The sequence below is a fragment of the Rubricoccus marinus genome, assembly GCF_002257665.1.
Lineage (GTDB): Bacteria > Bacteroidota > Rhodothermia > Rhodothermales > Rubricoccaceae > Rubricoccus > Rubricoccus marinus.
This window is the reverse complement of sequence record NZ_MQWB01000001.1, coordinates 3,651,601-3,676,033: the sequence shown is the minus strand read 5'-3', so window position 1 is coordinate 3,676,033 and position 24,433 is coordinate 3,651,601. Positions and strand designations below refer to the sequence as shown.

19 protein-coding genes are annotated in these 24,433 nt (G+C 68.0%); 9 read left to right on the top strand and 10 right to left on the bottom strand.

Annotated features, from left to right (window positions below):
• Nucleotides 1–40 precede the first annotated feature (40 nt).
• Nucleotides 41–1,423 (bottom strand): aminopeptidase P family protein, encoded by a 1,383-nt coding sequence (locus tag BSZ36_RS15630; RefSeq protein WP_094550618.1) that lies wholly within the window; start codon nucleotides 1,421–1,423, stop codon nucleotides 41–43.
• 278 nt (nucleotides 1,424–1,701) lie between these two features.
• Here BSZ36_RS15630 and BSZ36_RS15625 point away from each other — a divergent pair, with 278 nt between their 5' ends.
• The 3 genes from BSZ36_RS15625 (at nucleotide 1,702) to BSZ36_RS15615 (ending at nucleotide 3,461) form a co-directional block, all read left to right on the top strand.
• Nucleotides 1,702–2,172: an SRPBCC family protein gene (locus tag BSZ36_RS15625; RefSeq protein WP_094550616.1), complete on the top strand. Its 471-nt coding sequence runs from the start codon at nucleotides 1,702–1,704 to the stop codon at nucleotides 2,170–2,172.
• A gap of 103 nt (nucleotides 2,173–2,275) precedes the next feature.
• On the top strand, nucleotides 2,276–2,737 hold the full coding sequence (locus BSZ36_RS15620; RefSeq protein ID WP_094550614.1) for a MarR family winged helix-turn-helix transcriptional regulator: 462 nt from the start codon (nucleotides 2,276–2,278) through the stop codon (nucleotides 2,735–2,737).
• A 202-nt stretch (nucleotides 2,738–2,939) separates the two neighbouring features.
• Nucleotides 2,940–3,461, top strand: a complete 522-nt coding sequence (locus tag BSZ36_RS15615; protein WP_094550612.1) for a metal-dependent hydrolase — start codon at nucleotides 2,940–2,942, stop codon at nucleotides 3,459–3,461.
• On the opposite strand, the gene BSZ36_RS15610 is transcribed toward BSZ36_RS15615, so the two are convergent.
• The 3 genes from BSZ36_RS15610 to BSZ36_RS15600 all read right to left on the bottom strand — a co-directional run bounded on the left by BSZ36_RS15610 (nucleotide 3,388) and on the right by BSZ36_RS15600 (nucleotide 7,245).
• Nucleotides 3,388–4,023 carry a hypothetical protein gene (locus BSZ36_RS15610; protein WP_094550610.1) on the bottom strand — a complete coding sequence of 212 codons (636 nt, stop codon included), beginning with the start codon at nucleotides 4,021–4,023 and terminating at the stop codon, nucleotides 3,388–3,390. The genes BSZ36_RS15615 and BSZ36_RS15610 overlap by 74 nt on opposite strands.
• A 4-nt stretch (nucleotides 4,024–4,027) precedes the next feature.
• Nucleotides 4,028–4,606, bottom strand: coding sequence for a TetR/AcrR family transcriptional regulator (locus BSZ36_RS15605; RefSeq protein ID WP_094550608.1), 579 nt, complete (start codon nucleotides 4,604–4,606; stop codon nucleotides 4,028–4,030).
• 134 nt (nucleotides 4,607–4,740) lie between these two features.
• Nucleotides 4,741–7,245: a cation:proton antiporter domain-containing protein gene (locus BSZ36_RS15600; RefSeq protein WP_094550606.1), complete on the bottom strand. Its 2,505-nt coding sequence runs from the start codon at nucleotides 7,243–7,245 to the stop codon at nucleotides 4,741–4,743.
• Between the two features lie 101 nt (nucleotides 7,246–7,346).
• On the opposite strand from BSZ36_RS15600, the gene BSZ36_RS15595 reads away from it, so the two are divergent.
• The 3 genes from BSZ36_RS15595 to BSZ36_RS15585 all read left to right on the top strand — a co-directional run bounded on the left by BSZ36_RS15595 (nucleotide 7,347) and on the right by BSZ36_RS15585 (nucleotide 9,910).
• Nucleotides 7,347–7,688, top strand: coding sequence for a glutaredoxin family protein (locus tag BSZ36_RS15595; protein WP_094550604.1), 342 nt, complete (start codon nucleotides 7,347–7,349; stop codon nucleotides 7,686–7,688).
• A 93-nt stretch (nucleotides 7,689–7,781) separates the two neighbouring features.
• Entirely contained in the window at nucleotides 7,782–8,618 is an 837-nt protein-coding gene (locus BSZ36_RS15590) for an alpha/beta fold hydrolase (RefSeq protein WP_094550602.1), read from the top strand.
• Between the two features lie 167 nt (nucleotides 8,619–8,785).
• On the top strand, nucleotides 8,786–9,910 hold the full coding sequence (locus BSZ36_RS15585; RefSeq protein WP_094550599.1) for an aromatic ring-hydroxylating oxygenase subunit alpha: 1,125 nt from the start codon (nucleotides 8,786–8,788) through the stop codon (nucleotides 9,908–9,910).
• Here BSZ36_RS15585 and BSZ36_RS15580 read toward each other — a convergent pair.
• Together BSZ36_RS15580 and BSZ36_RS15575 are read right to left on the bottom strand one after the other, a co-directional pair.
• Entirely contained in the window at nucleotides 9,907–10,761 is an 855-nt protein-coding gene (locus tag BSZ36_RS15580) for a universal stress protein (protein ID WP_094550597.1), read from the bottom strand. The two genes, BSZ36_RS15585 and BSZ36_RS15580, sit on opposite strands and share 4 nt — an antisense overlap.
• Before the next feature lie 714 nt (nucleotides 10,762–11,475).
• On the bottom strand, nucleotides 11,476–12,744 hold the full coding sequence (locus tag BSZ36_RS15575) for a glucose-6-phosphate isomerase (protein WP_094550595.1): 1,269 nt from the start codon (nucleotides 12,742–12,744) through the stop codon (nucleotides 11,476–11,478).
• A gap of 229 nt (nucleotides 12,745–12,973) precedes the next feature.
• Between BSZ36_RS15575 and BSZ36_RS15570 the strand changes: the two genes are divergently transcribed.
• Nucleotides 12,974–13,795, top strand: coding sequence for an aldo/keto reductase (locus BSZ36_RS15570; protein ID WP_094550593.1), 822 nt, complete (start codon nucleotides 12,974–12,976; stop codon nucleotides 13,793–13,795).
• Nucleotides 13,796–13,904: 109 nt separating this feature from the next.
• On the opposite strand, the gene BSZ36_RS15565 is transcribed toward BSZ36_RS15570, so the two are convergent.
• The 3 genes from BSZ36_RS15565 to BSZ36_RS15555 form a co-directional block, all read right to left on the bottom strand.
• On the bottom strand, nucleotides 13,905–14,516 hold the full coding sequence (locus BSZ36_RS15565; RefSeq protein WP_094550591.1) for a DUF2911 domain-containing protein: 612 nt from the start codon (nucleotides 14,514–14,516) through the stop codon (nucleotides 13,905–13,907).
• Between the two features lie 114 nt (nucleotides 14,517–14,630).
• On the bottom strand, nucleotides 14,631–15,809 hold the full coding sequence (locus tag BSZ36_RS15560) for a glycosyltransferase (RefSeq protein WP_094550589.1): 1,179 nt from the start codon (nucleotides 15,807–15,809) through the stop codon (nucleotides 14,631–14,633).
• Nucleotides 15,810–15,920: 111 nt separating this feature from the next.
• Nucleotides 15,921–17,075 carry a glycosyltransferase family 4 protein gene (locus BSZ36_RS15555; protein WP_179271222.1) on the bottom strand — a complete coding sequence of 385 codons (1,155 nt, stop codon included), beginning with the start codon at nucleotides 17,073–17,075 and terminating at the stop codon, nucleotides 15,921–15,923.
• Between the two features lie 186 nt (nucleotides 17,076–17,261).
• Between BSZ36_RS15555 and BSZ36_RS15550 the strand changes: the two genes are divergently transcribed.
• Together BSZ36_RS15550 and BSZ36_RS15545 are read left to right on the top strand one after the other, a co-directional pair.
• A complete protein-coding gene (locus BSZ36_RS15550) occupies nucleotides 17,262–18,395 on the top strand; it encodes an FIST signal transduction protein (protein ID WP_179271221.1) in 1,134 nt (377 codons plus the stop codon).
• 46 nt (nucleotides 18,396–18,441) lie between these two features.
• The gene (locus tag BSZ36_RS15545; protein ID WP_094550585.1) at nucleotides 18,442–21,054 is read left to right on the top strand and encodes a hybrid sensor histidine kinase/response regulator; all 2,613 of its coding nucleotides are present in this window, start codon (nucleotides 18,442–18,444) and stop codon (nucleotides 21,052–21,054) included.
• A 77-nt stretch (nucleotides 21,055–21,131) separates the two neighbouring features.
• Here BSZ36_RS15545 and uvrA read toward each other — a convergent pair whose 3' ends face one another.
• Complete coding sequence (gene uvrA / locus BSZ36_RS15540; protein WP_218827708.1) at nucleotides 21,132–24,296, bottom strand: excinuclease ABC subunit UvrA; 3,165 nt, start codon at nucleotides 24,294–24,296, stop codon at nucleotides 21,132–21,134.
• Nucleotides 24,297–24,433: the final 137 nt, after the last annotated feature.

Sequence of the window (24,433 nt, the reverse complement as noted above, 5' to 3'; positions counted from 1 at the left end):
TCTGGCGCCAGAGGCAACCTGTGGTCCCTCTCCAGGGGCGCTAGCGCCCCTGCACGACGGCTTCGATGGCCTCTGGCGTCTTGGCCAGCTCCGGCCCCAGCACGCGGTGGCCATCGTCGGTGATCACGATGTCGTCCTCGATGCGGACACCGCCGAGCCCCACCCAGCGCTGGATCTCGTCGAAGTTCAGGAAGTCGGCGTGCGTGCCCTCGGCCCGCCACTTGTCCACGAGCGCGCCGATGAAGTAGCACCCGGGCTCGACGGTCATCACGTGGCCCGCCGCCAGAGGCCGCCCGAAGCGGAGGTTGGAGGTCCCGAACTGCGTGCTCCGCGTGGCCGCGTCACCGTAGCCGACGCGGTCTTCGCCGAGCGCCTCCATGTCGTGAACGTCCAGCCCCATCGCGTGGCCCAGGCCGTGCGGCATGAACAGCGCGTGGGCGCCAGCGGCCACGGCCTCGGCGGGATCGCCGCGCATCAGGCCCATGTCCGCCAAGCCGCTGGCGAGAACGCGGCACGCCTCGTCGTGGACCTCGCGGAAGGCCACGCCAGGGGCGCACATCGCGAGCGAGGCCTCTTGCGCGGCTAGAACAGTGTTGAGAACCTGCCGCTGGCGGTCCGAGAACGTGCCGCCGACCGGCGAGACGCGCGTGAGGTCCGAGACGTAGCGCGAGGGCGCCGCGCCGCCGCCGTCGTGCAGGAGCAGGTCACCCGCTTCCAGCACGGCATTGGAGGCGTGGTTGTGCAGCGTCTCGCCGCGCTTGGTCACGATCAGCGGGAACGACGTGAACCCGCCCGCGCCAGAGGCCACGGCCTGCATCGCCGCGGCGATCTCGTGCTCCGTCCGCCCGGGCTGCGCCATGCGCATCGCCGTCTCGTGCATGTGCACCGCCACCTCGACCGCCTTCTCGATCTCCGCCACCTCCTCGCCGGTTTTGACGAGGCGCTGCGCGATCACCGCGTCGATCAGCGCCGCGGACGGCTCCACCGCCTCTGGCGCGAGGCCGAGCAGGCGGCCCAGCCGGAGCGAGTGCTCGCCCCGGTAGGGCGGCAGCACGTGCACCTCTCGGCCCGCGCGCTGCGCCGCTCGAATGGCGTCGGCCAGCGCCTCGGGCGGAGCCGTCGCGGCGATCCCCGCGTGCGCGGCCCGCTCACCCATAGACGCCAGAGGCCCTTCCCAGATCACGTCGTCCATCGTCGGCTCGTGGCCGTAGAGCGTGGCCTCGCCGCTATCGGCGTCGAGCCCGAGCGCCAAGCCCGGCTCGTCCAACCCCACGTAGTAGAGAAAGCTGCCGTCCTGCCGGAAAGCGTAGACGTTGTCCACGTAGTTCATCGGCGCGTGGGCGTTGCCGAGGACGACGACGAGGCCGCTCATGTTGTCGGCAAGCGCGGCGCGACGGGCGGCGTAGGTGTCGGAGGAGAACATGGAGGACGGAGGTGGAAAGCGGACGGAAAGAGACGCGCCTCTGGCGCCAGAGGCAGCGGCGCAGAGGCGGCGCGGCGCGATATAGATACCGCTCGTGTCGCGGATCCCCGCTCGCAACGGCGAAGAGTTGGGCCGCCAGAGGCTACGGACGATGCCCTCCCGTGTGTCGCTCCGCGCGCGCCTCACCCCTCTTTCATCCCTCGCCAGAGGCCTCTGGCAAGGCGCCTATGGATCCCGGCAGGCCTCTCGCGGTAGGCCTCCCCTCCGCCTCCCGACCGATGGACTCCACGCACCTCTTCTCCACCGAGATGCACCTCCCGCTTCCGCGGGACGAGGTCTTCGAGTTTTTCGCCGACGCGAAGAACCTGGAGCGCATCACGCCGCCAGAACTCCGGTTCTCCATCACGAAAGCGCCAGAGGCCATCGCGCGGGGAGCGCTCATCGAGTACCGGCTGCGTCTGTTTGGCATCCCCTTCGGGTGGCGCACCGAGATCGCGGCGTGGGAGCCGCCGACGATGTTCGTGGACCGGCAGGTAAAAGGCCCGTACCGGGTGTGGCACCACACCCACACGTTCCTGGACGAGCCTAGTCTGGACGGCACGCCTGGAACGCGCATCCTGGACGTGGTGACGTACGCGCTCCCGCTCTGGCCCTTTGGCGAAATTGCGCTCCCGGTGGTGCGCGGGCAGGTCCGGCGCATCTTTGCCTACCGAGAGCGCGCCATCCGCGAGATCCTGCTCGGCGCCTGACGGGATCGGCACGCCAGAGGCCTCGCTCGGCGCCGCCTGTGGCGGCGTGGGACCCCAACCGCTGGAGATCGGTACCATATGTGCCTTCTTCCCCCCGCGTCCTGTGAAGCTTGCCGACCTCATCCAGCAGTCCTCGTTCGCCTCGCCCGCTCATGAGGCGCTTCTCAACGTTATGGCGACCGCCTCGTGGGCTCAGGGCGAGATCAACGCGGCGCTGGCGCCGCACGGCGTGACGCACGCGCAGTACAACGTGCTGCGCATCCTCCGTGGCAACCACCCGAACTGCTACACCTGCTCCGATGTGGGCAGCCGTCTGCTGGACCGGACGCCAGACGTTACGCGCCTTCTCGTCCGATTGGAGCAGCGCGGCCTGATCCACCGGCAGCGCGCCGAACACGACCGCCGCGTTGTGGAGGTACGGATCACAGACGAGGGGCTTGCCCTGCTGGACAAGTTGGACGATCCCATCCGCGAGACGACCGAGCGCGTGAGCGCGCATTTGGACGACAGCGAGCACCAGAAGCTCTCGCGACTGCTCGAGACGCTGCGGACCGACCAGGAGTAAAACGGCTGCGATGCGCCTCTGGCGCCAGAGGCGCCGCACTTTCCTGGAGCGGTAGGCAGCGCGTGTGGAGAAAGCCCGGGACCACAGGTGCGGCTTGGAACGCCGTCACAGACGGTGCGCCGTCACGCGCGCCAGAGACCGTGACGCACCTCTGGCGCTCGGCCTCCCGTTCTTAGGCCCCTCCATCTCCTCTCCCTTCTCCGTGGCAGGCTACAAAGGACACCTCACCGGCGCCGTTGTCGTAACCGGGCTCTACCTCGCGGGGCTCGCGGCGGTTTTTGCCGTGGACGAGGCGTACCGGCAGTTTTCGGAGATGGAGATGGTCGGGTGGGCGGCGGTGCTCATGGGGATCGGCCTCATGTTCGGCCTGTGGCCGGACGTGGACACCAACTCGAAAGGCCAGAACATCTTCTACTGGCTGTTTTTCCTGACCGACGTGGCGCTTATCGGCGGGCGGCACTTCCGCGAGGCTGCCTATCTGGGCCTTTTCTGCATCCTTCCGGTGATCGGCAAGCACCGCGGGTGGACGCATTCCAAATGGGCCATGCTCGTGGTCCCGGCGCCGCTCGTGCTCGTGCCGATGCTGCTCTTCCCCGATCAGGAGCCTCTGGCGGGGCTGCCGTTCTACGGCGCCGCCGTGGCGGGCTATTTCAGCCACCTGCTGATGGACGGCCTGATCGTTCCGCTGCCGTGGAAGAAACGCCGCTCGGGCTGGAGCCGCTAGCCTCTGGCGCCAGAGGCGTCCGCCGGGCGAGCGCGAGGGCACGCAGGGGGTTGGCGGCCACGTAGTTCAAGAGCGTTGCGGTCGGCTTCTGGCGGTGTTCGCACTCACGCAGCGTCCGAGCGTTTTGCCAGAGCGCGCCGATGGTGCGAAACGGGCCGTGGGGGAACGACCACCACCCCAACAGCACGGACCGGGCCATCGCGCGCTTGGCGCGGGCTTCCCGGCAGTCTGCGCACGCGACGAGCACCTTTTCGTCGTACACCCCGGTGATGATGAGCCCGTAGGTGTTCGCGATGACGCCTGCGTTGACCGGTCTCCGGGACTGGCCGCATTGGGGGCATGGCCGCCGAACGATCGCATACGCTACGGCTCGGACCTCCTTCTGCGAAAGCGTCAGAGTCTGCGCCCGTATCGCCGCGCCCACCAACGGCCCCAGCCGGCGCGCGTCGATCTCGGCCGTGAGAACGCCAACGGCCTCTGGCGTGAGGTCCCCCGCTTCCTCCCGCGCGATGTGGAGCAACTCCTCGCGCGACATCTGGCGGTACCGGTCGGCCAGCGTCATCGGGCTACGCGAGCGCGGCGAGCGCGCCAGAGGCTGCCTGTTCCATGGCCTCGCGTGGAACCCGCGAGCGGGCCAGGGTGCGGAGGCCGTATACCGAGGCCGCAAGGCCGTAGCTCAGAGCCACCGGGTCTTTCTCGGCGGAGATGTCGCCAGAGGCTTGGGCCGAGCGGATGGCGGCCTCGAAGCTCCCCGCGAGCGCGCTCAGCGCGTCGCGTGTGCGGAGCCGCGTCGCGCTGCAATCCGGCCCCCGCTCCGCGCTCGCACCGACCATAAAGCAGCCGCGGCCCGGGGCCTCCACCGCGTCCTCCACCAGCGCGCTGAACACGGCACGGATGCGCGCCAGTGGCTCACCGGAGCGCAGCAGCGGCAGAAACGCCACCGCCCCATCGCGGCGCCGGTAGCGGTCTAGGGCGGCGATGTAGAGGCCGAGTTTGTCGCCCCACTGGTTGTACAGGCTGGAACGGCTCAGGCCTGTTGCCTCCGTGAGGTCCTGGATGCTGGAGCCCGCGTACCCGTGCTGCCAGAAGGTGCGCATCGCGGCGTCCAGGGCCGCGTCGGGGTCGAACGAGAGGGGACGTGCCATATCGGAAGCCGCGGTTCAGGAACGTTCCGTCCAACCTACCCCGGCGGCGGCCTCTGGCGCCAGAGGCTTCGCGGCCACCTATGCCCTGTCGTGGAATGCCCCTTCCGCCAGAGGCTGTGGTGCCGATCTGAAGCCTACACCCCGTCCGCCCGCAGCCCGTCGATCAGCAGCTCGCGTGCGGCCTCTGGCGTCTCCGCGTCGAGCAGCGCCTCAACGGTCTCCTCCGAGCGGACCATTTGTGCCACGACGGAGAGATAGCGGAGGTACTCCTCCGGCGCCATGTCCATCGGCGCGAGGAGCGCGAGCACGACCCGAGCGGGGCTGCCTGTGTCTGGAAGGGTGGCACCTCTGGCGCAGACGCCCACAAACGTGGCGGGCTCGTCCACATCGGCCACGTGCGCGTGGTAGAACACGACACCCGGCATGATCTCCGGCGCGCTTTCCGCGTGGACCCGCGCGACGTGCTCCGCGAGGCGGGCGGCGAGCCCGGGGTGGTCTGGGAAGCCACCATAGAACAGCCGGCGCAGCAGCGCTTCCGTCTCCGCAGGCTCCAGCCCCAGGTGGATGTTCTCGGCGGGCAGGTACAGATCGTCGTCGCCCACCCCGTCTACCGCTGCGGCCGCTTGCGCCGCCACCTCCGACTCCGAGAGGTAGATCGTGAGCAGGTCCAGCGTGTCGAACCGCCGCGCCAACACGCGCGGCAGGCGCGTCAGCGCCGGGCGCCACGCGACCGTCCCCTGGCGCACGTTGAGCAGCGCGATCACGTCGCCCTCTTCGGCCAGCACGTCCATCGCGCCCATGACGTCCTTCCAGTCCCCGAGCGCCTGGATGTCGGCGTCAAGTTCGGGCCGCGTCTGGCCCAGACGCACCTCCAGAACCTCGCGGTCGCTCTCCACCGCGAGCACCACCACGCTCATCCCCTTGTGGGCGGCCAGTACGCTCAGCACACGGACGGCACGGGCAAAGCCGGCCTCGCGCCACGCCAGCGGCGGGATCAGGATCACCAGCCGCTTCGCCGCCGCCAGAGGCCGCACGAGCCGCGCGACCACCATCATCGCGCGGCTGCCCTCCAGCACGCTATCCAGCACGCCGCCAAACGCCCGGTCCCCCGCCGAGGGCGCCCCGGACCATCCCGCGATGATCTCCGACGCGCGGATCTCACGCGCGGCCCTCAAGATGCCCGCCGTCGCGTTGTCGTCGATGCGCACCGTTGGCGAGACCGGCACGTCCGCCGAGGTGCAGTGCAGCACCGCGCGCTCCATCACGCGCTCCGCGTCCGCCACGTGCGACGCTTCGTCGAACCCGCCTCTGGCGATGGTGAGCGGGTACACGGGCTCCTCGCTCTGGTCGCTGCGCACGAGTAGCGCCAGTTCCATGAGTTCGGTCGCCGTCTCCGGGTTCGCCAGAGGCACCAAGATGCGCTCGGGCGCGCGCGCGGGCTCGTAGGGGCGCTCGGCTTCCGCGAGGGCCAGCTTCGCACCGAAGCGCCGCACGAGGAGCGGCCCCAACAGGCATGTGATCACGATCAGCACCACGACGGCGTTGACGGCGGTCTGCGAGAACAAGCCGATCTCGAAGCCGATCAGCGTCACGGCCAACGTCGCAGCCGCTTGCGGGAACGTGAGCCCCGCCACGGTCAAGCTCTCTTCCCGCGTGAAGCCAAACAGGGGGCGCCCCAGCAGCGCCGCGCTGCCCTTGCCCACCACGACGAGGCCCGAGAAGACGAGCGCCAGACCCCACACCTCTGGCGAGCCCAGCACGCTCACGTCCACGAGCAGCCCCACCGAGACGAGGAAGAACGGGATCAGGATGGCGTCGCCCACGAACCGCAGCCGCGTCATCAGCGGGCTCTGCTTGGGCACCATCCGGTTGAGCGCGATGCCCGCCACGAACGCGCCGATAATGGGCGCCAGCCCTACGAGCGATGCCAGCCACGCGGTCAGGAACACGGCCGCGAGCAAAAACGCGAACGCCTGGTCGTCCTCGCGCCGCACGCGGCGGAAAAACGCCCGCGCGACGCGCGGCAGCATCCACAACACGAACACCGCCCACAAGAGCGTCAGCCCCTCAAACTTCAGCCAGAACCCCACGCCAGCCTCCCCGCTTTGCATCCCCTGCACGATCGCGAGAACCAGCAGCGAGGCCAGGTCCGTCACCAGCGTTGCCCCCGTTGCCACCACGATCGAGGTGTTTTTGGAGATCCCGAGCTTGCCCGCCAGAGGCAGCGCCAGCAGCGTGTGGCTCCCCACAATGCTCCCCAACAGCGCCGACGCCAGAGGCGAGTAGCCCAAAACGCTCGTGCCGACGGTGAACGCGAGCGCCATGGGGATCGCGAACGAGAGCAGCCCGAAGCCGATGGCCCGGCGCCTCTGGCGCGAGAACTCGCCCAGGTCCAGCGTCACGCCCGCAATGAACATGAGGTAGAGCAACCCCAGCGTGCCGAGGAGTTGGAACGTGGCGTCGCGCTCCAAGAGACCGGTCATGCTGGGGCCCGCCACGGCGCCCAGCGCGATCAGGCCTACAAGCCCTGGAATCCGGAACCGCTCGAACAGGAGCGGGCCCAGGAGCAGGATCCCCATCGTGATCGCAACGATGAGGACGGGGTCGGTAACGGGAAGCTGAGGCACGGGGAGATCCATCCCTAAAGCTCGCACTCCTGCCTCCCATCGGCTTCCCTTGGCAGGATTTCAGGGGAGGCCTCTGGCGGCCGATACCCGACACCACACGACAGGCCTTTGCCATGCGCGTCCTACTCGTCGTTTTGATCGCGGTCTCCGGCTGGCTCGGGGTCCGCCAGATCCACCTCGCGCAGCGCGCCGAGGCGGAGCAAATGGCCGCCAGCGCGGAGGTCGTCGTGTACGTCACCTCGTGGTGCGAGGTCTGCGCCCAGGCACGTGCGCACCTCGAGAGCAAAGGCGTGGAGTACGTCGCGCGCGATATCGAGAAGAGCCCGGAGGCGTACGACGCGTACCGCGCCAGAGGCGGTTCGGGCGGCGTGCCGCTGATCGTGATCGGCGACGAGGCCCTGATGGGGTTCAACCCGGAAAGCGTCGATGTCCGGTTGCGCGCGGCCGGCGCGTGAGGCCTCTGGCGCCCCGCGCATGAAATCCACCTAGCGGTGCCAACCTCGGCGGCAGCGGCATGTAAGAGAGGTCCTTTCCATCCTCCTCTCTCCATGCCACATTTCAAAACGTCCTCGTCCTCGCCAGAGGCCGAGATCTACTACCAAGACTGCAACCCCACCGGCACTGAAACGGTCGTGCTGATCCACGGCTGGCCGCTGAGTCATCGGATGTGGGAGTACCAAGTCAACGCTCTTACCGAGGCGGGGTACCGCGTGATCGCGTACGACCGCCGCGGCTTCGGCTCTTCCGCGTTCCCGTGGGGCGGGTACGACTACGACACCCTCGCAGCCGATCTCTACGACCTGCTGGCTGAGGTCGACGTTCAGAACGCGACCATCGTCGGCTTTTCCATGGGCGGCGGCGAGGTCGCGCGCTACTTCGGCCGGTATGGCTCGGAGCGCGTCGGCAAGGCCGTGTTCGTGTCGTCCGTTGCGCCGTTCATGCTCAAGACCGCGGACAACCCCGATGGCGTCCCGCAAGAGGTGTTCGACGACATGCTCGCGAACGTCAAAAAAGACCGCCCCGCCTTTCTCGACGGCTTCGGCAAGGACTTCGTCAACTACGATAAGCTGAGCGACAAAGTCAGCGAGGCGATCCTGCACTACAACGGGCAGATCGCGCGGATGGCGCAGCCGTACGCCACGCAGCAGTGCATCCCCGCCTTTGGAACAACGGACTTCCGCCCCGACATGGCGAAAATCGACGTGCCGACGATGTTCGTCCACGGCGACGCCGACCAGATCGTGCCGCTCAAGGTCTCGGCCGAGCAGGGCCACAAGATGGTCAGCGGTAGCCGTCTCGAAGTGCTCAAGGACGCGCCGCACGGCCTGAACGACACGCACACCGAGAAGCTCAACAGCCTGCTGCTAGACTTCCTCAAGTCCTAGCCTCTGGCGCAGCGCTCGCTGTCTCGCGCCGCCGTCCGCTCCGCGTGGACGGCGGCGTTTTTGTGGGCTTCGGGCGCGAGTCGCTGGTTTCAGGGACGGAATCGCGCCAGAGGCGCTGGAGATATCCATACGTGTGGGCATCTTCCGCTCTCGCCTGCTCTCTGTCCATGGACCTGCCTGTTTTCTCGCCAGAGGCTCTCCACCACGCCCCGATCGAGCGCGCCCAGACCATCCCGTCGGCGTGGTACACGGATCCGCGCGTGCTCGCCTTCGAGTCCGAGGCCGTGTTCGCATCCTCGTGGCAGTTCGTGACGCACACCTCGCGGGTTCAGGCCTCTGGCGACTTCGTGACGGCAACCGTCGCCGAGGACCCCGTGATGGTCCTGCGCGATGGGGATGGCGCCCTCCGCGCCTTCTACAACGTGTGCCGCCACCGCGGCGGGCCTCTGGCGACCGACGCCAGCGGCTGCGCGCGGATGCTCCAGTGCAAGTACCACGGCTGGACGTACCGGCTGGATGGATCGCTCCGCGGCGTCCCGCGCTTCGGCCACTCGGAGTTGTTCGACAAGCGAGACTTCGGCCTCGTCCCCATCGAGGTCGCCGAGTGGGAGGGGCTCGTGTTCGTGCGGCTTCGCGCCAGCGGCCCGCCTCTGGCGACGGTTCTGGGCGGCATCCGCGAGCGCATCGCGCCTGTGGATATCGCCGCGATGCGCTTCCACGAGCGTGTCGTCTATGACGTGGCGTGCGACTGGAAGGTGTATGTGGACAACTACCTGGAGGGGTACCACCTCCCCATCGTCCACCCCGAACTGTGTGACGTGCTGGACGCGGCGGCGTACGCCACGGAGACGTCTGAGCACTACAACCTCCAGCACAGCCCGCTCCGCGAGGGTGAAGCCAACGTCTACGGAGACGCCAGCGACGCCGCGTTCTACTACTGGATCTTCCCCAACACGATGCTCAACATCCTGCCGGGGCGCCTCCAAACCAACACCGTCCTCCCGCTTGGCCCCGGGCGCTGCCGCGTCGTCTTCGACTTCCACTATGTGGATATCGAGTCGCCAGGGGCCCGGCAGCGCATCGCGGACGACCTCGCCTTCAGTGATCGCGTGCAGGCCGAGGACATCGAGGTATGCGAGCACGTCCAACGCGGGCTCGCCTCTCGCGGCTACGATCAGGGCGTGTTCTCGCCCGCTCAAGAAGTGGGCGTCCACCACTTCCAGGGACTTCTCAAGCGGGCGTATTCGGCGGCTCTCGCGAGCCCAGCGGCGGCTTCTGGCGCCAGCGGCTAGCTGTAGAGGAAGAGCGGGATCGTGGTCTCGTTGAGCAGCTTGACGGCCGTGGTGCCGAAAAAGAAGCTCTTGATGCCCTTGGTGGAGTACGCACCGGCCACCAGCAGGTCTGCGCCAGAGGCCTCGGCGTAGGCGCCGATACGCTCGGATGGGGAGCCGCCTTCCAGACCGGTCGTCGTGAGGTCCGTGTAGCCGTAGGCGCGGAGGAAGTCCGCGGCGTGGGTCATCATCGCGTCGCTCGCGCGGCGGGCCTCTGCCGTGTCGGCGCGGAGGTGGACGATCTCCACCGCGAGGTCCGTCCCGAACGGGGAGAGGTGAGCAAACTTCTGGAGCGTCCGTGCTGCAGCGGTCTCGCCGTCGTAGGCGATCAACACCTTACGCACATTGGGGATAACCTTCTCGATGACGAGCGTGGCGGCGGCGGATTGCTCCACCACTTTCGCGAGGGTGTGCGTTCTCTTCTGGGGCTCGGCGTAGTAGAAATGGCTTTCGCGGCCTGCCACCAGCAGGTCGTGGGTTTTCATGTCCTCCACGAGGCTCTGAACCCGGGCGCCTTCCGCGACGTGGTCTCCCGTGTGGCGCACACCGGCCTGGTCCAGCTTCTGGGTGAACTGATCCAACAGAGTCTTAGCCGTTGCGCGGGTCTCTTCCTTGAGCTGACCCCGTAATTTCTCGGCGTAGTACATGGAGCCGATGCCACCTCCCGCCGAATCGGCGTTGATGGCGTCGGTGTCGACGAGGGCGACGCAGGTGATCTCGCCGTCGTAGCGGCGAGCGATGTCGATGGCGGTGTCGAGAGCGACGGGCGTGTCGTCATCGGTATCGAGGACGACGAGTATGCGCTTGGTCATGAAGGGGGGCCGTGAGGAGCGGATGCCAACATACGGGCCTGAGGGGGCCGTGCTCCACGTGGTACACGCCGATATATCGGGCAGAGTCCGGAGGTCCGTTCACAATCCGGCCTATGTCATGTAGACTTAAAAAAGTAAAGCAGAGGGTATAGTAGGGGCTGTGGATACGTGGATAACCGATTTGGCGCCGTCGATTGTGGAGCGCCGTGCAGAAGTGCAGAGGTTCTCCCCGGCGCCGTCCACATGTGGCGGAGGGCTGAACGCCGCGAGCGCAGGCCTCTGGTGAGATCGCGAGCACGTTGTCCACTTCTCCACGGGTGTCCACACCAGAGCCTCGCACCTAGCCCGCTCGGGTTGTCCACGCGCGGGCTCCGTGGGTAACCGTGGGGCGCGGCGTGCGCCGACTGTGGTTGCTTTCGGCTCGCGGTACCCCATTGTTGGAACGCGTGTGGACCGGAGCCCACTTGCGCCCTGTTCTCCACAGGGTTCTCCACGATGTGGAGAAGTGTTTGGCGCCAGAGGCCCTGAGCCGCTCCATTCGGCGATTTAGGACAGAAGCGGTTTCCACGACCGGCGATTCTGGCCTCCTATGGCCTGTGTATCGGTTGCGCCGGAGGTCTGCCAAAGGGTCCAGAAACTTGCAGGCCGTGTGAACGCAACGCGGCCTCTGGCGAAATCGAACGCCAGAGGCCGCAGAGAAGGGGGTGATGGGTCCTAATCGCGCCCGAGCAAGCGAAACATCTTCTTCTTGTACGCCTCTACGCCCGGCTGGTTGAAGGGATCGACGCCCAGCATCGTGCCGCTGACGGCGACGGCGTGCTCGAAGGTGTAGATCGCTTCGCCGAGAGCGTCGGCGTCGATGCGGGGGAGTGTCCACGTCCAGCTGGGCACGTCGCCCTCGCGGTGGGCTTCGGCGGTGCCTTCCCAGGCGGCTTTGTTCGCAGCGCCGTAAGGCGTGCCGGCGAGGTCGTTGAGTTGGTCTGGGTTATCGGGCTCCTCGTCCAGCGTCAGGCCTGCCTTCTCGTCGTCCAGGCGCAAGAAGCTTTCCACGAACAGGCGCTTGCCTTCTTGCACGTACTGGCCGACTGAGTGGAGGTCGGTCGTGTACTGGAGCGTAACGGGGAAGAGGCCTTTGCCTTCCTTGCCCTCGCTCTCGCCGTAGAGCTGCTGCCACCAGTAGCCCAGCCCGCGCAACTTGGCTTCCATGACGGACATGAGCTCGACGCTGTAGCCGGCCTCGTGGAAAGCGAACCGGTCGCCCGCGTACGCCAGCGCCGGGTGGTCCGCGCCCGCATCCGTCAGGCCTCTGGCGGCACCGACGGCGCCGTAAAACAGCGAGCGGATGTCGTGACCGGCCGCGGCGATGGGGAGCAAGCCGACGGGCGTGAGGACCGAGAACCGGCCGCCGACGTCATCCGGCACGACGTAAGTCCGGTAGCCTTTCTCGTCGGCGAGCCCACGGAGGACGCCAGAGGACTTGTCGGTCGTCGCGATCACGCGGCGGTCGGCGTCGTCGAAGCGCTCTTCGAGAAAGCGGCGGAGGAAGCGGAAAGCCATCGCGGGCTCCAGCGTGGTCCCGGACTTCGAGATCACGTTGACGTACACGCTCTTGCCCTCCAAGTACGCCAGAAGCTGCTCGTGGTAGGCGGGCGAGAGGTGGTGGCCGGCGAAGATGACCTCGGGACTATCTGCTCCGAAGTACGGCGCGAGGGCCTGGTTCACGGCCTCGGCGCCGAGGTACGAGCCGCCGATGCCGACGCACACGAGCACGTCCGCGCGCTCGCGGATCTCGCTCGCGACGTTCTGCACGGATTCGATCAGCGCGTCGTCGGGCTCAAGGAGCATCTGGCGCCAGCCGAGCATCTCGGGGCTGCGCGTGCCGCCGGTGAGCACCTTGCCGTGGGCGTCCAGCACGGCGCCGTCGAGCGCGTCGCGGTCGGTGAGAAAGGGGAGGGCGCGGGAGCGGTCGAGGGAAAGGCGCATGGCGTAGGGAAAGAGGAGGACGCGGGCTGTACGCCGCCAGAGGCGTGCGGTGCCTCTGGCGATGACTGTGGAGAGAGGCAGATCGGCGCCGTGCGTAACGGGGCGCTTTCGGCACCACTCAGATAGCGAACAGCCGTCTCGCGGTTTCCGCGAACAGCCGCCGCGCCAGAGGCCTGTGGCGAACCGGCGTGGGCGCGGGGGCGTGCATGCGGAAATAGCCCCTACCCGTATGCCTCGCCACCTTTCCATCCACGGCGTCGTCGTCCCCACGCTCGGACTCGGCACGTACAAGCTCCGCGGCAGCGATGCCGAAACCGCCGTCCGCAATGCCCTCGATATCGGCTACCGTCACATCGATACCGCGCAGATGTACGGCAACGAGGAAGAGGTCGGGCGCGGGCTGAAGGCCTCTGGCGTCGCGCGCGATGACGTGTTCGTCACGACGAAGGTGTGGCGCGACGACCTAGATGCGGCCGGCGTGCACCGCGTGGCGGACGAAAGCCTCCGCAAGCTGGACACGGACTACGTGGACCTGCTCCTTATGCACTGGCCGAACGCCGACATCCCACTGGAGGAAACGATCCGCGCGCTTGCCGACGTGCGCGACGCGGGGAAAGCACGGCTGATCGGTGTGAGCAACACACCCAGCGAGATGCTGGAACGCGCGCTGGAGATCGAGCCGACGCTGGCGTGTGACCAAGTGGAGTATCACCCCTTCCTGTCCCAGGACACGCTTTTAGAGGCCGTCCGCGCCAGAGGCCTGTTCCTGACGGCGTACAGCCCCATCGCGCAGGGAGCCGTCGTGGAAGACGCGACGCTCCAGGCCATCGGGGACGCGCACGGCGCGACGCCGGTGCAGGTCACGCTCGCGTGGCTGATCCAGCAGGACCGCGTGGCGGCGGTGCCCAAGGCCACCTCTCGCGCGCACATCGAGGCCAACTTCGCCGCGTTGGACCTCACGCTCTCGGCCGACGAAGTCGCGCAGATCGATGCGCTCGCTCGTTCGCAGCGGCTCGTGCAGCCCGGGTTCGCGCCAGACTGGGACGCCTGAACGCTTAACTAGCGGGCCGCGCGGCGCCTCGCCGGTGGCCCCAAACGAACCGAGCCTCTGGCGAGACCACGTCTGCGCCAGAGGCTCGGAAACTGTTCGCCGGAGGGTACTAGCCTGCGACGGAGATGGAAACGGGCACGCGGACATCGTCCCATGCGAGGACCATCACGCCGCCTTCTGCGGTGACGTTCTCGAAGGAGATCTCGAACTGCTCCTGCGCCGGTCCGCCGGAGATGGGCGCTGCCATCACGCGGAGCGCGTCCTCAGCCTCATCGTAGCCCATCGAGCCCCACTGCTCGGCGACGTTGTTGAAGATGATGGTCCACTCGCTTTCGCCGGGGATGGTGAACAGGCCGTAGGTGCCGGCTGGGAGCGTTTCGCCGCCGATCATCACGTCACCAGAGAAGGAAACCGCCGTCGCCTCGTTGGCTCCGGTCCGCCAGACCTTGCCAAGCGGGACGAGCGCGTCGTCGCTGCTCGCGAAGATGGTGCGGCCCTTGGCGGATGGGCGGCTGTAATGCACCATCACGGTCGTGGTGCCGATGGTCTGCATGACGCCAGCGTTGGGGCTCGGGCGCGCCGAATCGTTGGCGCGCATGGGCGGCATGTTCTGGTGCATCGCGTGCTCGGCGCCATCGTGGCCTCCGGCCATGTCATGGTCCTGAGCCTGGACGGCCGAAGCCGCGAAGAGGAGCGCGAAGAGGAGTGTCAGTTTGGTCATCGTGAGTCGGGGTAGGGGAGGAAGACAGGAGGTAGACGACGAGACCACGCGCTTGATTCCACCCGCGCTTGTGGTTTGGCGAGGGACGCGAGGCCAGCCTCTGGCGCCAGAGGCCTACGCCGTGCGGGCGAGCGCGGCGTCGTAGAGGCCGAACATCTTGCGGAAGGTGATCTCCCACGCGAAACGCGCGACGACCTCCTCGCGTCCGGCGCGGCCCATCTCGTCGCGGCACTCGGCGACCTGGAGGATGTTGGTGGCCATCGCCTCGTCGTCGTCAACGGGGCCGAGGAGGCCGAGGCCGTCGGGCACGCGCTCGATCAGCGCGCCGCCGGCGACGCCGACGACCGGGAGGCCACAGGCCTGCGCCTCGGCGACCGAGAGGCCGAACGTCTCGTACGGCCCGGCGGTGAGATAGAGGTCGGCCGAGGCGAACAGGCGAGCCAGCGCTTCTTTGCTCGTGAGATAGGGGAGGACACGGATAGGCGCGCCCGCTTCCTGTTCCTCTTTGAGGCCATCGCGGTGCGGGCCTTCGCCCACCATCACCAGAACGGCCGGGCGCGTCTCATTGACGCGCCGAACCGCGCTCACCATCGTGTCCGTACGCTTTTCCGAGTCCAGCCGGCCGGCGTAGACGAGGAAGAGGGCCTCTGGCGGGATGCCGAGTTCGGCGCGGACCTCGGCGCCAGAGGCGGCCTGGGGCGTGAACGTCTTGACATCCACGCCGTAGCTGGCCAGGAGCACATCTAGGCCGCGCTTGTGGAAGTCCTGGGCCTGAGCAGGGGAGGGCGCCGCCGCGCAATCGGCGCGGTTGATGAGCTGCTTGACGTAGACGTGCGCCGCTTTGCCGGTCAGCTTTCCCACCCGGTCGCCGAGCACCTGCGAGACGTAGCCCTCGGCGTAGGAGTCCGCAAAGTCGGTGTGGGTAAAGATGGAGACGATGCCCGCTTTCCCTGCGCGGCGCCTCGCGTTGCGGACCGCGAACGCGGGCTGCCACTCAGTCGGCATGAAGTAGGTGCCCAGCTCGATCACCTCTGGCGCGACGTATTCCAGCGCTCTACGCGCGCTGCGGGGGTTGCGGAACCACCGGTACGGTTCGGCGCCCGCGATAAACGGCGCCGCCACTTCTACGGTGACTGCCCGCCCGTCGCGCGTCACGCGGTCCGTTTCTCCCGGAATGACGAGCGCGTGCGAGTGCTCCGTTTCCTCCAGGATGTAGCGCCGCTTCGCGTCGATGTAGGTGCGGATGCCCCCGCTGGTCTCGTGGTAGGCGTGCGTGAGGTCGCAGACGGTCATGCGGTCGGTCGTGAGGAGGGCCGCAAGGTGCCGCCGCTGGCGCGCGCGGGCAAGCTCAGACCTCTCGAAACTGAGGCTTTCCCTGAGTCTCCGGCGCCAGAGGCCCGTGGCTCACCGCGCCTCGCCAGAGGCCGCGGCGCGGTACCGGTCGGCGAGGCGCCCCAGGATGGCGTCCCAGTCGTAGGTCAGCGCGCGTTCACGGGCGGCGGCACCCAGCCGCTGGCGGAGTGCGGGGTCCTCTACCAGGCGTGCGGTCGCGTTTGTAAAGGCGTCCACGTCGCGGGGCGGGCAGAGAAAGCCGGTCTCGCCGTCCACGACGAGGCTGCTGCTGCCGACCGCGTCGGCGCAGACGGCGGGCAGCCCGCTCGCCATCGCCTCCAGCGTGACGTTGCCGAACGTCTCGGTCTCGCTGGGGAACAGGAATATGTCGGACGACGCGTAGGCCGCCGCGATCTCTTCCCCGCCGAGGTGCCCGGTAAAGACGGCGTCGGGCGCGCGCGCTTCCATCGCCTCACGCTCTGGGCCAGAGCCCACCACGAGCCCCCGCACCGGCAGGCCTCTGGCGCGCAGGCGGTTGACCACGTCGGCGTACACGTCGACGCTTTTCTCCTTGACCAGCCGGCTCACGAACGTGATGACGATCTCGTCCTCCGAGAAGCCTTTGGCCTCGCGCCAGAGGCTGGAGCGGGCCTCTGGCGTGAACCGGTCGGTCTCGACGCCGCGCGGCCACAGCTCGATGGGCGCCGTGATGCCGTGCTCGCGCAGCACGTCCGCCATGGACGGCGTCGGGACGAAGACCTCCCCGACGCGGTTGTAGAACCGCCGCGCCAGGCGCCAGAGGAGGGGTTCCAGCGCGCCCGCGTGGTAGTAGCCCAGGTACGACGGAAAGTGCGTGTGGTAGGACGAGACGATGGGCAGCCCCTCGCGCTCGGCCCATTTCAGCGCGGCGAAGCCCAGCCGATCGGGCGTCGCGATGTGGACCACGTCGGGCTTCCAGTGCCGCACCTTCCACTTCACGTCGCTCGGAAAGCCGGTCGTGAACTGGTACTCCGGTCGCGTGGGGATGGACACGCTGGGGACCGGCACGAGCGTCCCGGCGTGCTCCATCGGCGGGTCTGGGACAGTCGGCCCAATGATCAGCACCTCATGGCTCTGCGCGAGCAAATACCGCACAAGGCGGTTCAGTGTGCGCGAGACGCCGTCCTCGACGTGGTGGTAGTTGCCCGTGAACAGGGCAATGCGGAGAGGGCCTCTGGCGTCGGGCACGGGAGAGGGGAGGGGGGCTGGCCCGAAACGTACCACGCACGGCTCGCCTCTGGCGCCAGAGGCTGCGGGGTGACCGCGCGGGAGCGTGCAGAAGACCGATGGAGATGCCGAAGTGCACATCCCATGGGCTCGTTTAACAAACGGTTCCACTACGCCGATGCTTTCCCCGTTACGCCATCACCGCCCATGCACACGACCCGCTGGTCCTGGATTCCCGGCACCCCGGTCGCCCCCGAGAGCGAGCCCGCCGATCTGGTCTTCGCATTCGGTTCGACCGAGCTGATCTCCGACCCGCGGGCCTTTGCTGCCGTGCGGGCCCGGTATCCCCACGCACGGATTCTGGGCGCTGCCTCGGGCGGAGAGATCTCCGGCGACCGCGTGTCCGACGGCTCTCTCGTGACGGCCGCCGTCACGTTCGGCACCTCAACGGCGGAGGTCGTCTCGGTCCCTCTGGTCCCCGGCGAGACGGCCGACGAAACGGGGCGCCGCCTGGGAGCCCTCGTGGCGCCCCGCGACCCCGACGGCCAGCCTCTGGCGCACGTGTTCGTCCTCGCGGACGGGATCGCCCTCAACGGGAGCGCTCTCGCCAGAGGCCTCGAAAGTGCGCTTCCGAGTGGGACTAAAGTGACGGGAGGACTGGCCGCCGACGGCGAGCGGTTCGAGCGCACGCCTATCTGGGCCGACACGCCGCTTGAAGGCCCCGGCGCTGCCGCGCTCGCGCTCTATGGCGAGAACCTGCGCGTCGGGTCCAGCGCGGTCGGGGGGTGGGACACCTTTGGCCCGCGCCGCGTCGTCACGCGCTCGGAAGGTAACGTCCTCTACGAACTGGATGGCCGCTCTGCCTTCGACCTCTACTGCGAGTACCTCGGCCCTTACGCTGCCGACCTCCCCGCCAGCGGCCTGCTCTTCCCGCTCTCCATCCAGGTCCCCGGATCTGATTACGTGCTCGTCCGGACGGTTCTCAACGTGGACCGGGAGGCGGGCACCATCACGTTTGCTGGCGACATCCCGCACGGGGCCACGGCCCAACTCATGCGCACCAGCCACGACCGGCTCGTGGACGGCGCCGCTTCGGCAACGGAGCTCGCCGCCGACATGCTCGGGCAACCCGCCGAGCTCGCCTTGATCGTGAGCTGCGTGGGCCGCCGGTGGGCCATGGGACCACGCATTGAAGAGGAAGTGGAGGAAGCGTCCTCTGTGTTCGGCGCAGCGGCGTGCGTGGGCTTCTACTCCTACGGAGAGCTCGCGCCCGTGCAGGGCAACTCGCTCTGCGAACTCCACAACCAGACCATGACGGTCACGGCGCTCGCCGAGGCCTGAACCCACCCCGGCCGCGCCTCTGGCGCCCCGGCCCCCGCCTGATCTCTTGTCGTCTCTTCATCGCCTGCTCCAGCGCCAGATCGCCCGCACCTACGGCGACGAGGCGCCTGAGGACCCCCGCTTCGGACACTTCATCGCGCGCGTGGACGCGGCCTACCGGCAGGCGGACAAGGACCAGGAGCTGCTAGAGCGGTCTCTGGGCGTCTCCTCCCGAGAGCTCACCGAGCGGTACGATCAGATCCACCACGAGCTCAGGGAGCGCGAGCAGGCCGAGGCCGCCTTGCGCGAAACGCTCGACCGCCTCGAAGAGGCCCAGAGAATCGCCCACATCGGACATTGGGAGTGGAACGTGGCCTCTGGCGCCGCTCACTGGGCAGACGAGACGTTCCACATCTTCGGCTACGAGCCCGGCTCCGTGGAGCCGACGGCGATGCTGTTTCTCCAGCACGTCCACCCCGATGACGTGGAGCAACTCACCCAGGCGATCCAGGAGACTGCGAGCCGCCGCGCCGACCCCGTCCACTTCCGCATCCGCCGCGCCGACGGAAAGCAGCGCGTCCTGCGCGTCGTCGGAAAGGTGGAGCGGGACGCGGAGGGGCACGCCGCGGCGCTTTCCGGGCTCATCATGGACGTAACGGAGCAGCACGCCCACGAGCGCGCGTTGCGAGCGGCAAAAGAGGCCGCCGAATCCGCCACGCAGGCCAAGAGCGAGTTCCTGGCCAACATGAGCCACGAGATCCGGACCCCGCTTAACGGCGTGATCGGGATGACCGGGCACCTCCTGGACACCGACCTCACGCCCGAGCAGCAGGAGTACGCCAGCATCATCCGCTCCAGCGGCGAGAACCTCCTCGCGGTCATCAACGACATCTTGGACTTCTCCAAGATCGAGGCGGGGATGATGGAGCTAGAGGACCACCCGTTCGAGGTCCGCTCGTGCATCGAGGATGCGCTGGACCTCGTGGCGTTCCACGCGGCGGAAAAGGGCGTCGAAGTGGCCGCCGTCGTGGACGAGGGCGTCCCGTTCATGGCCTCTGGCGATGCGACGCGGCTGCGCCAGGTCATCCTCAACCTGCTTTCCAACGCCGTCAAGTTCACCGATCACGGCGAGGTCGTCATCGACGCGCGCCTCGCCTCTGCCGACCTGCTCGGTGCCAGAGGCCTCCCTGACGCCCCCGCGTTGTACATCCAGGTCGCCGATACGGGGATCGGGATTCCCGAAGCCCGTCTGGACGCCCTTTTCGAGGGGTTCGTGCAGGCCGACACCTCCACGACGCGCAAGTACGGTGGCACGGGCCTCGGGCTTGCCATCACGAAAAGTATCTGCGACGCCCTCGGGGGCACCGTCTGGGCAGAGAGCGAACTCAACGTCGGAACCACCTTTCACGTCGTCATCCCCATCGTGCCGCTCTCCACCGAAGGTCCCCGCACTCTCTGCGAAGGCATCGACCGCGTCCGGGGCAGCCGGGTCCTCATCGTCGATGACACGGAAGCCAACCGCCGCATCCTCCAGGTGCAGGCGGACAAGTGGGGCGCCGAGGCCGTCGTCTGCGCCTCTGGCGCCGAGGCCCTTATCGCGGTCTCCCAGAGTCCCCCCTTCGATTTCGCCATTCTGGACCTCCAGATGCCGGACATGGACGGTGCCACGGTGGCCCGCGCGCTCCACGCGCTGGCGCCGTCTCTGTCGCTAATCATGCTGACGTCGATGCACCAGAAGCCTGACCTCCCGCCAGGGATGTTGTCTGCGTGCCTCTCCAAGCCCATCAAGCCGGCGCATCTCTGCCAGGTGGTGGTAGAAGCTCTCAGCAAGGCGAGCGCCCCCACTCCGGCGCCAGAGGCCCCGGCGAACGCGCCCGCTTCGGCCTCTGGCGAGACGGCCAACCCGCTGCGCATCCTCGTCGCCGAGGACAACCCCGTGAACCAGCGCGTCGTCGCGCTCACGCTGAAGCGGTTGGGCTACCGCGCCGACATCGTCGCCGATGGGACCGAGGTCTTGGAGGCCCTCCACCGGAGCGACTACGATCTCGTGCTGATGGACATCCGGATGCCGCTCATGGACGGGATCGAGGCCACGCGCCGCCTCCGGGACGAGGCGGGAATCCAGCAGCCGCGCGTGGTCGCGATGACGGCCGACGTGACGCACGACAAACGCGAGGCGTGCTTCGCTGCCGGGATGGACGGCTTTCTGGGCAAACCGCTCGACGTGGGCGCGCTCAGCGAGGTCCTCGCCCAGGTGTCCCTCACGACGGAAGTGCCCGGAGCGCCCCTGGCGCCGCCCGCCGATGTCGTCTTCCCGCTTCTCATGGAGCAGGCGCTTGACTTGGATCTCTACCGCTCGCTTCTGCAAGACACGGTGGACTCCCTCCACGAGGAAGGCGCCGCGGCGCGGGAGTCCCTCCAAGCTCAGGACTTCGCGCGTGCGGCCCGCGCTGCGCACACGGCGAAATCTCTCGGGGAGATGTTCGGCATGGAAGACCTCGGGGACAGCGCGCACGCGCTCCAACTCGCCTGCGACGATGAGCGGATCGAATCCGCAGCGGTGGCTCTGTTCCCCTTCCTCCTCGCGATCGAGGACGTGGTCAAGCGGGCCGCTCAGGACCTCGGTTCAGGCGTGCCCGCCCCCGCCTCCCAGGCCGAGACGGTGGTCGCGGCCCTCTGATCGGCCTCTGGCGCCCGCTCCCTCTGGACGAAGGGGCGCTATACCTCTAGGCGGAACATCAGGTGTCCCGCCAGAGGCTACAGAATGTCGCGCAGGAAGCGGGCCGTGTGGCTCGTGTCGTGCTTGGCGACGGCCTCTGGCGTGCCCTCGGCGACGACGAAGCCGCCGCGGCGCCCGCCTTCGGGGCCGATGTCGATCACCCAGTCGGCCGCTTTGATCACGTCCAGGTTGTGTTCGATAAGGATGACCGAGTGGCCCGCCTCCACGAGCGCGTTGAACGCGCGGAGCAGCTTGGCGATGTCGTCGAAGTGCAGCCCGGTCGTGGGCTCGTCGAACACGTAGAGCGTGTGCCCGAAGTGCCGCTTGCCGAGGTGCGCTGCCAGCTTGACGCGCTGCGCCTCGCCGCCCGAAAGCGTGTTGGCAGGCTGCCCCAACGTGAGGTAGCCCAGCCCGACCTCTTGGAGGACCGCCAGCTTTTTCTCGATCCGCTTCTGGCCCGCGAAAAAGTCCACGGCCTCATCGATGGTCATGTCCAGCATGTCCGCGATGTTCTTGCCCTGGAACCGGATCTCCAGCACGTCCTGCTTGAAGCGCTTGCCGTGGCACGCCTCGCACTCCAGGTAGAGGTCGGCCAGGAACTGCATCTCCACCTGCACCACGCCGTCGCCCTGGCAGACCTCGCAGCGCCCGCCGGGCACGTTGAACGAGAACGTGCCGGCGCGGTAGCCGCGGATCTTGGCCTGGTGCGTGCTCGCGAGCAGGTCACGGATGGCGTCGAACGCCTTGACGTAGGTGACGGGGTTGGACCGCGGGCTCTTGCCGATCGGCGACTGGTCGATCATCTCGACCGAGTCCACGAGCGCCGCGCCCTCGATGGAATCGTGGGAGCCGACGCCAGAGGCCTCGGAGCCCTTGAGCCGGGCGAGGCCGGTGTAGAGCGTGTCGTGCACGAGCGTGCTCTTCCCGGACCCCGAGACGCCGGTCACGACCGTGATCATGTCGAGCGGGAACGAGACGTCCAGACGCTTTAGGTTGTGCGAACGCGCGCCGCGGACCGTGATCTGGCGCTCGTCGTCGGCCTCGCGGCGCTGTTCTGGAACGGGGATGCTCTTCCGTCCCGAGAGGTACGCGCCGGTCAGCGAGCCCTCGTCCTCCAGCGCCTCTTCAAAGGTGCCCTGGAAGATCACGTTGCCCCCGTGGACGCCGCTTCCTGGACCGATGTCCACGATCTGATCGGCGCGGCGCATCATCTGCTCGTCGTGCTCCACCACGAGAACCGTGTTGCCAATGTCACGCAGGCCTTCGAGGATGGCGATGAGCCGGTCGTTGTCGCGCGGGTGCAGACCAATGGTCGGCTCGTCCAGCACGTAGAGGCTGCCGACGAGCGAGGAGCCGAGACTCGTCGCGAGGTTGATGCGCTGCGTCTCGCCGCCCGAGAGCGTCATGGCGAGCCGGTCCAGCGAGAGGTAGTCCAGGCCGACTTCCACCAAGTAGCCCAGCCGCTTCTGCACCTCTTCCAGCACGCGGCCCGCGACCTCCTTCTGGTGCTCGCTCAGCACGAGCCCGTCGAAGAACAGCCGCGCGTCGGCGGTCGTCAGCTCGCACGCCTCGCCGATGTGCATCCACTCGGTCCCGCCAGAGGCCTCTGGCGCCGCGCCGATCTTCGGGCCTTCGATCTTGACGTTGAGCCCGGCGGGGCGCACGCGGTAGCCGTTGCACTCCGGGCAGCGGGTGTAGCCGCGGAAGCGGGCGGCGTAGATGCGGTAGTGCATCTTGTAGCTCTTCCGTTCCAGAAAGCGGAAAAAGCCCGTGAGCCCGATGTAGTCGCCTTTTCCGGCCCAGACGAGATCCTTGTGCGCCTGCGGAAGCAGTTGGTAGGGGAGGTCCAGGTCGATGCCTTCTTTCCGCGCGATGCGGACGAGCTCTTTCTGGTGCTTGCCCCACGCCTCGGTCCTGAACGGCGCGAGCGCACCCTGGCGCAACGTGAGGTCCGGGTTGGGGATGATGAGCTCCGGCGAGAGGCCGGGGACGCGCCCGAAGCCCTGGCACGTGGGGCACGCGCCGAGCGGGGAGTTGAACGAGAAGAGCTGCGGCGTGGGCTCCTCGAACGTGAGGCCGTCGCGCTCGAACAGAGCCGAGAAGTCGAGCCGCTCGTAGCGCCCCTCTTTGGGCACCGTGATCACGACCGTGCGCTCCTCGCCCTCGCGGAACGCCTGCTCCACGCTGTCCGCGATGCGGTTCGTGACCGATTCGTCGCCGGGCTTCGCGACCAGCCGGTCCACGAGCACGAGCAGCCGCGCCAGAGGCGTCTTCACCTCCTCTGGCGGCGTTTCCAGCATGTCGATGACCTCTGGCGCCGCGCCCTTTTTCGCCTGCGTCTCGGTCGGCAGCGCGACGAGGCGGGCGAAGCCTCTGGCGAGAAGCGCCGCCAGCTCCTGGGCCTTTTTCGCGCCTTTGTGCTGCGGAACGGAAAAGGCGAGATAGAACCGCGTCCCGGACTCTAGCGCCGCCTGCACTTCGTCGGCGACCGAGCGCGGGCTGTCTTTGGTGACCACCTCGCCAGAGGCGGGCGAAAACGTGGTCCCGATGCGGGCGTAGAGGAGCCGGAGGTAGTCGTAGACCTCGGTCTGGGTCGCGACCGTCGAGCGCGGGTTCTTGGTCCCGTTCTGCTGCTCGATCGCGATGGCGGGCGCGAGGCCCGTGATCATCTCCACGTCCGGCTTGTCCATCCGGTCCAGGAACTGCCGCGCGTACGCGCTCAAAGACTCGACGTAGCGCCGCTGCCCCTCGGCGTAGATGGTGTCGAAGACGAGCGAGGACTTGCCGGACCCCGACGGCCCGGTGACCACGACGAGCTGCTTCTTGGGGATCGTGAGGTCGAAGCCCTTCAGGTTGTGCTGCCGCGCGCCTTTGACCACGAGGTCCCGCCCCACGAAGCGCTTGGCGGCGCCAGAGGCCGAGCCGCTGACTTTGCGGTCACGGCTACGGGTGGGAGAGGCGGGCGCTGTGGTCTTGGCCGCGCTCTTGGACTTCGCACCTTTAGCAGCGGTGGCCTTTTTGGGTGCGGCCTTCCTGGACGCCGCTTTCTTCGTCGTGGCAGAGGCCTTGGCTGACGTCGCCGCAGCGGCTTTCGTCTTGGCGCCAGAGGCCGCGCTTGCCTTCGCGGGCTTCTTCTTGGCCGCCTTCGCGCCAGAGGCTGCCTTCGTGGTCTTGGGTTTGGGAGCCGCTTTCTTCGTCGCCATCAGGTATCGGGGGTGCCTCTGGCGGATGCTCGCCAGACGTGCGCGAACGCCGCGCAGGCGGCGAAGATGCCGGAGGGGTGTGAAAGCGTGGTGTCACCGCCAAAGGCTGAGTCGCTGGCGGCTCCGGTCCCCTTGGC

Coding starts and splice junctions, on each gene's coding strand:
- BSZ36_RS15560 (WP_094550589.1), bottom strand. CDS start 15,809: ATGACCGTCTGCGACCTCACGCACGCCTACCACGAGACCAGCGGGGGC.
- BSZ36_RS15580 (WP_094550597.1), bottom strand. CDS start 10,761: ATGACCAAGCGCATACTCGTCGTCCTCGATACCGATGACGACACGCCC.
- BSZ36_RS15570 (WP_094550593.1), top strand. CDS start 12,974: ATGCCTCGCCACCTTTCCATCCACGGCGTCGTCGTCCCCACGCTCGGA.
- BSZ36_RS15550 (WP_179271221.1), top strand. CDS start 17,262: ATGCACACGACCCGCTGGTCCTGGATTCCCGGCACCCCGGTCGCCCCC.
- BSZ36_RS15625 (WP_094550616.1), top strand. CDS start 1,702: ATGGACTCCACGCACCTCTTCTCCACCGAGATGCACCTCCCGCTTCCG.
- BSZ36_RS15575 (WP_094550595.1), bottom strand. CDS start 12,744: ATGCGCCTTTCCCTCGACCGCTCCCGCGCCCTCCCCTTTCTCACCGAC.
- BSZ36_RS15585 (WP_094550599.1), top strand. CDS start 8,786: ATGGACCTGCCTGTTTTCTCGCCAGAGGCTCTCCACCACGCCCCGATC.
- BSZ36_RS15565 (WP_094550591.1), bottom strand. CDS start 14,516: ATGACCAAACTGACACTCCTCTTCGCGCTCCTCTTCGCGGCTTCGGCC.
- uvrA (WP_218827708.1), bottom strand. CDS start 24,296: ATGGCGACGAAGAAAGCGGCTCCCAAACCCAAGACCACGAAGGCAGCC.
- BSZ36_RS15600 (WP_094550606.1), bottom strand. CDS start 7,245: ATGGATCTCCCCGTGCCTCAGCTTCCCGTTACCGACCCCGTCCTCATC.
- BSZ36_RS15590 (WP_094550602.1), top strand. CDS start 7,782: ATGCCACATTTCAAAACGTCCTCGTCCTCGCCAGAGGCCGAGATCTAC.
- BSZ36_RS15610 (WP_094550610.1), bottom strand. CDS start 4,023: ATGACGCTGGCCGACCGGTACCGCCAGATGTCGCGCGAGGAGTTGCTC.
- BSZ36_RS15630 (WP_094550618.1), bottom strand. CDS start 1,423: ATGTTCTCCTCCGACACCTACGCCGCCCGTCGCGCCGCGCTTGCCGAC.
- BSZ36_RS15595 (WP_094550604.1), top strand. CDS start 7,347: ATGCGCGTCCTACTCGTCGTTTTGATCGCGGTCTCCGGCTGGCTCGGG.
- BSZ36_RS15605 (WP_094550608.1), bottom strand. CDS start 4,606: ATGGCACGTCCCCTCTCGTTCGACCCCGACGCGGCCCTGGACGCCGCG.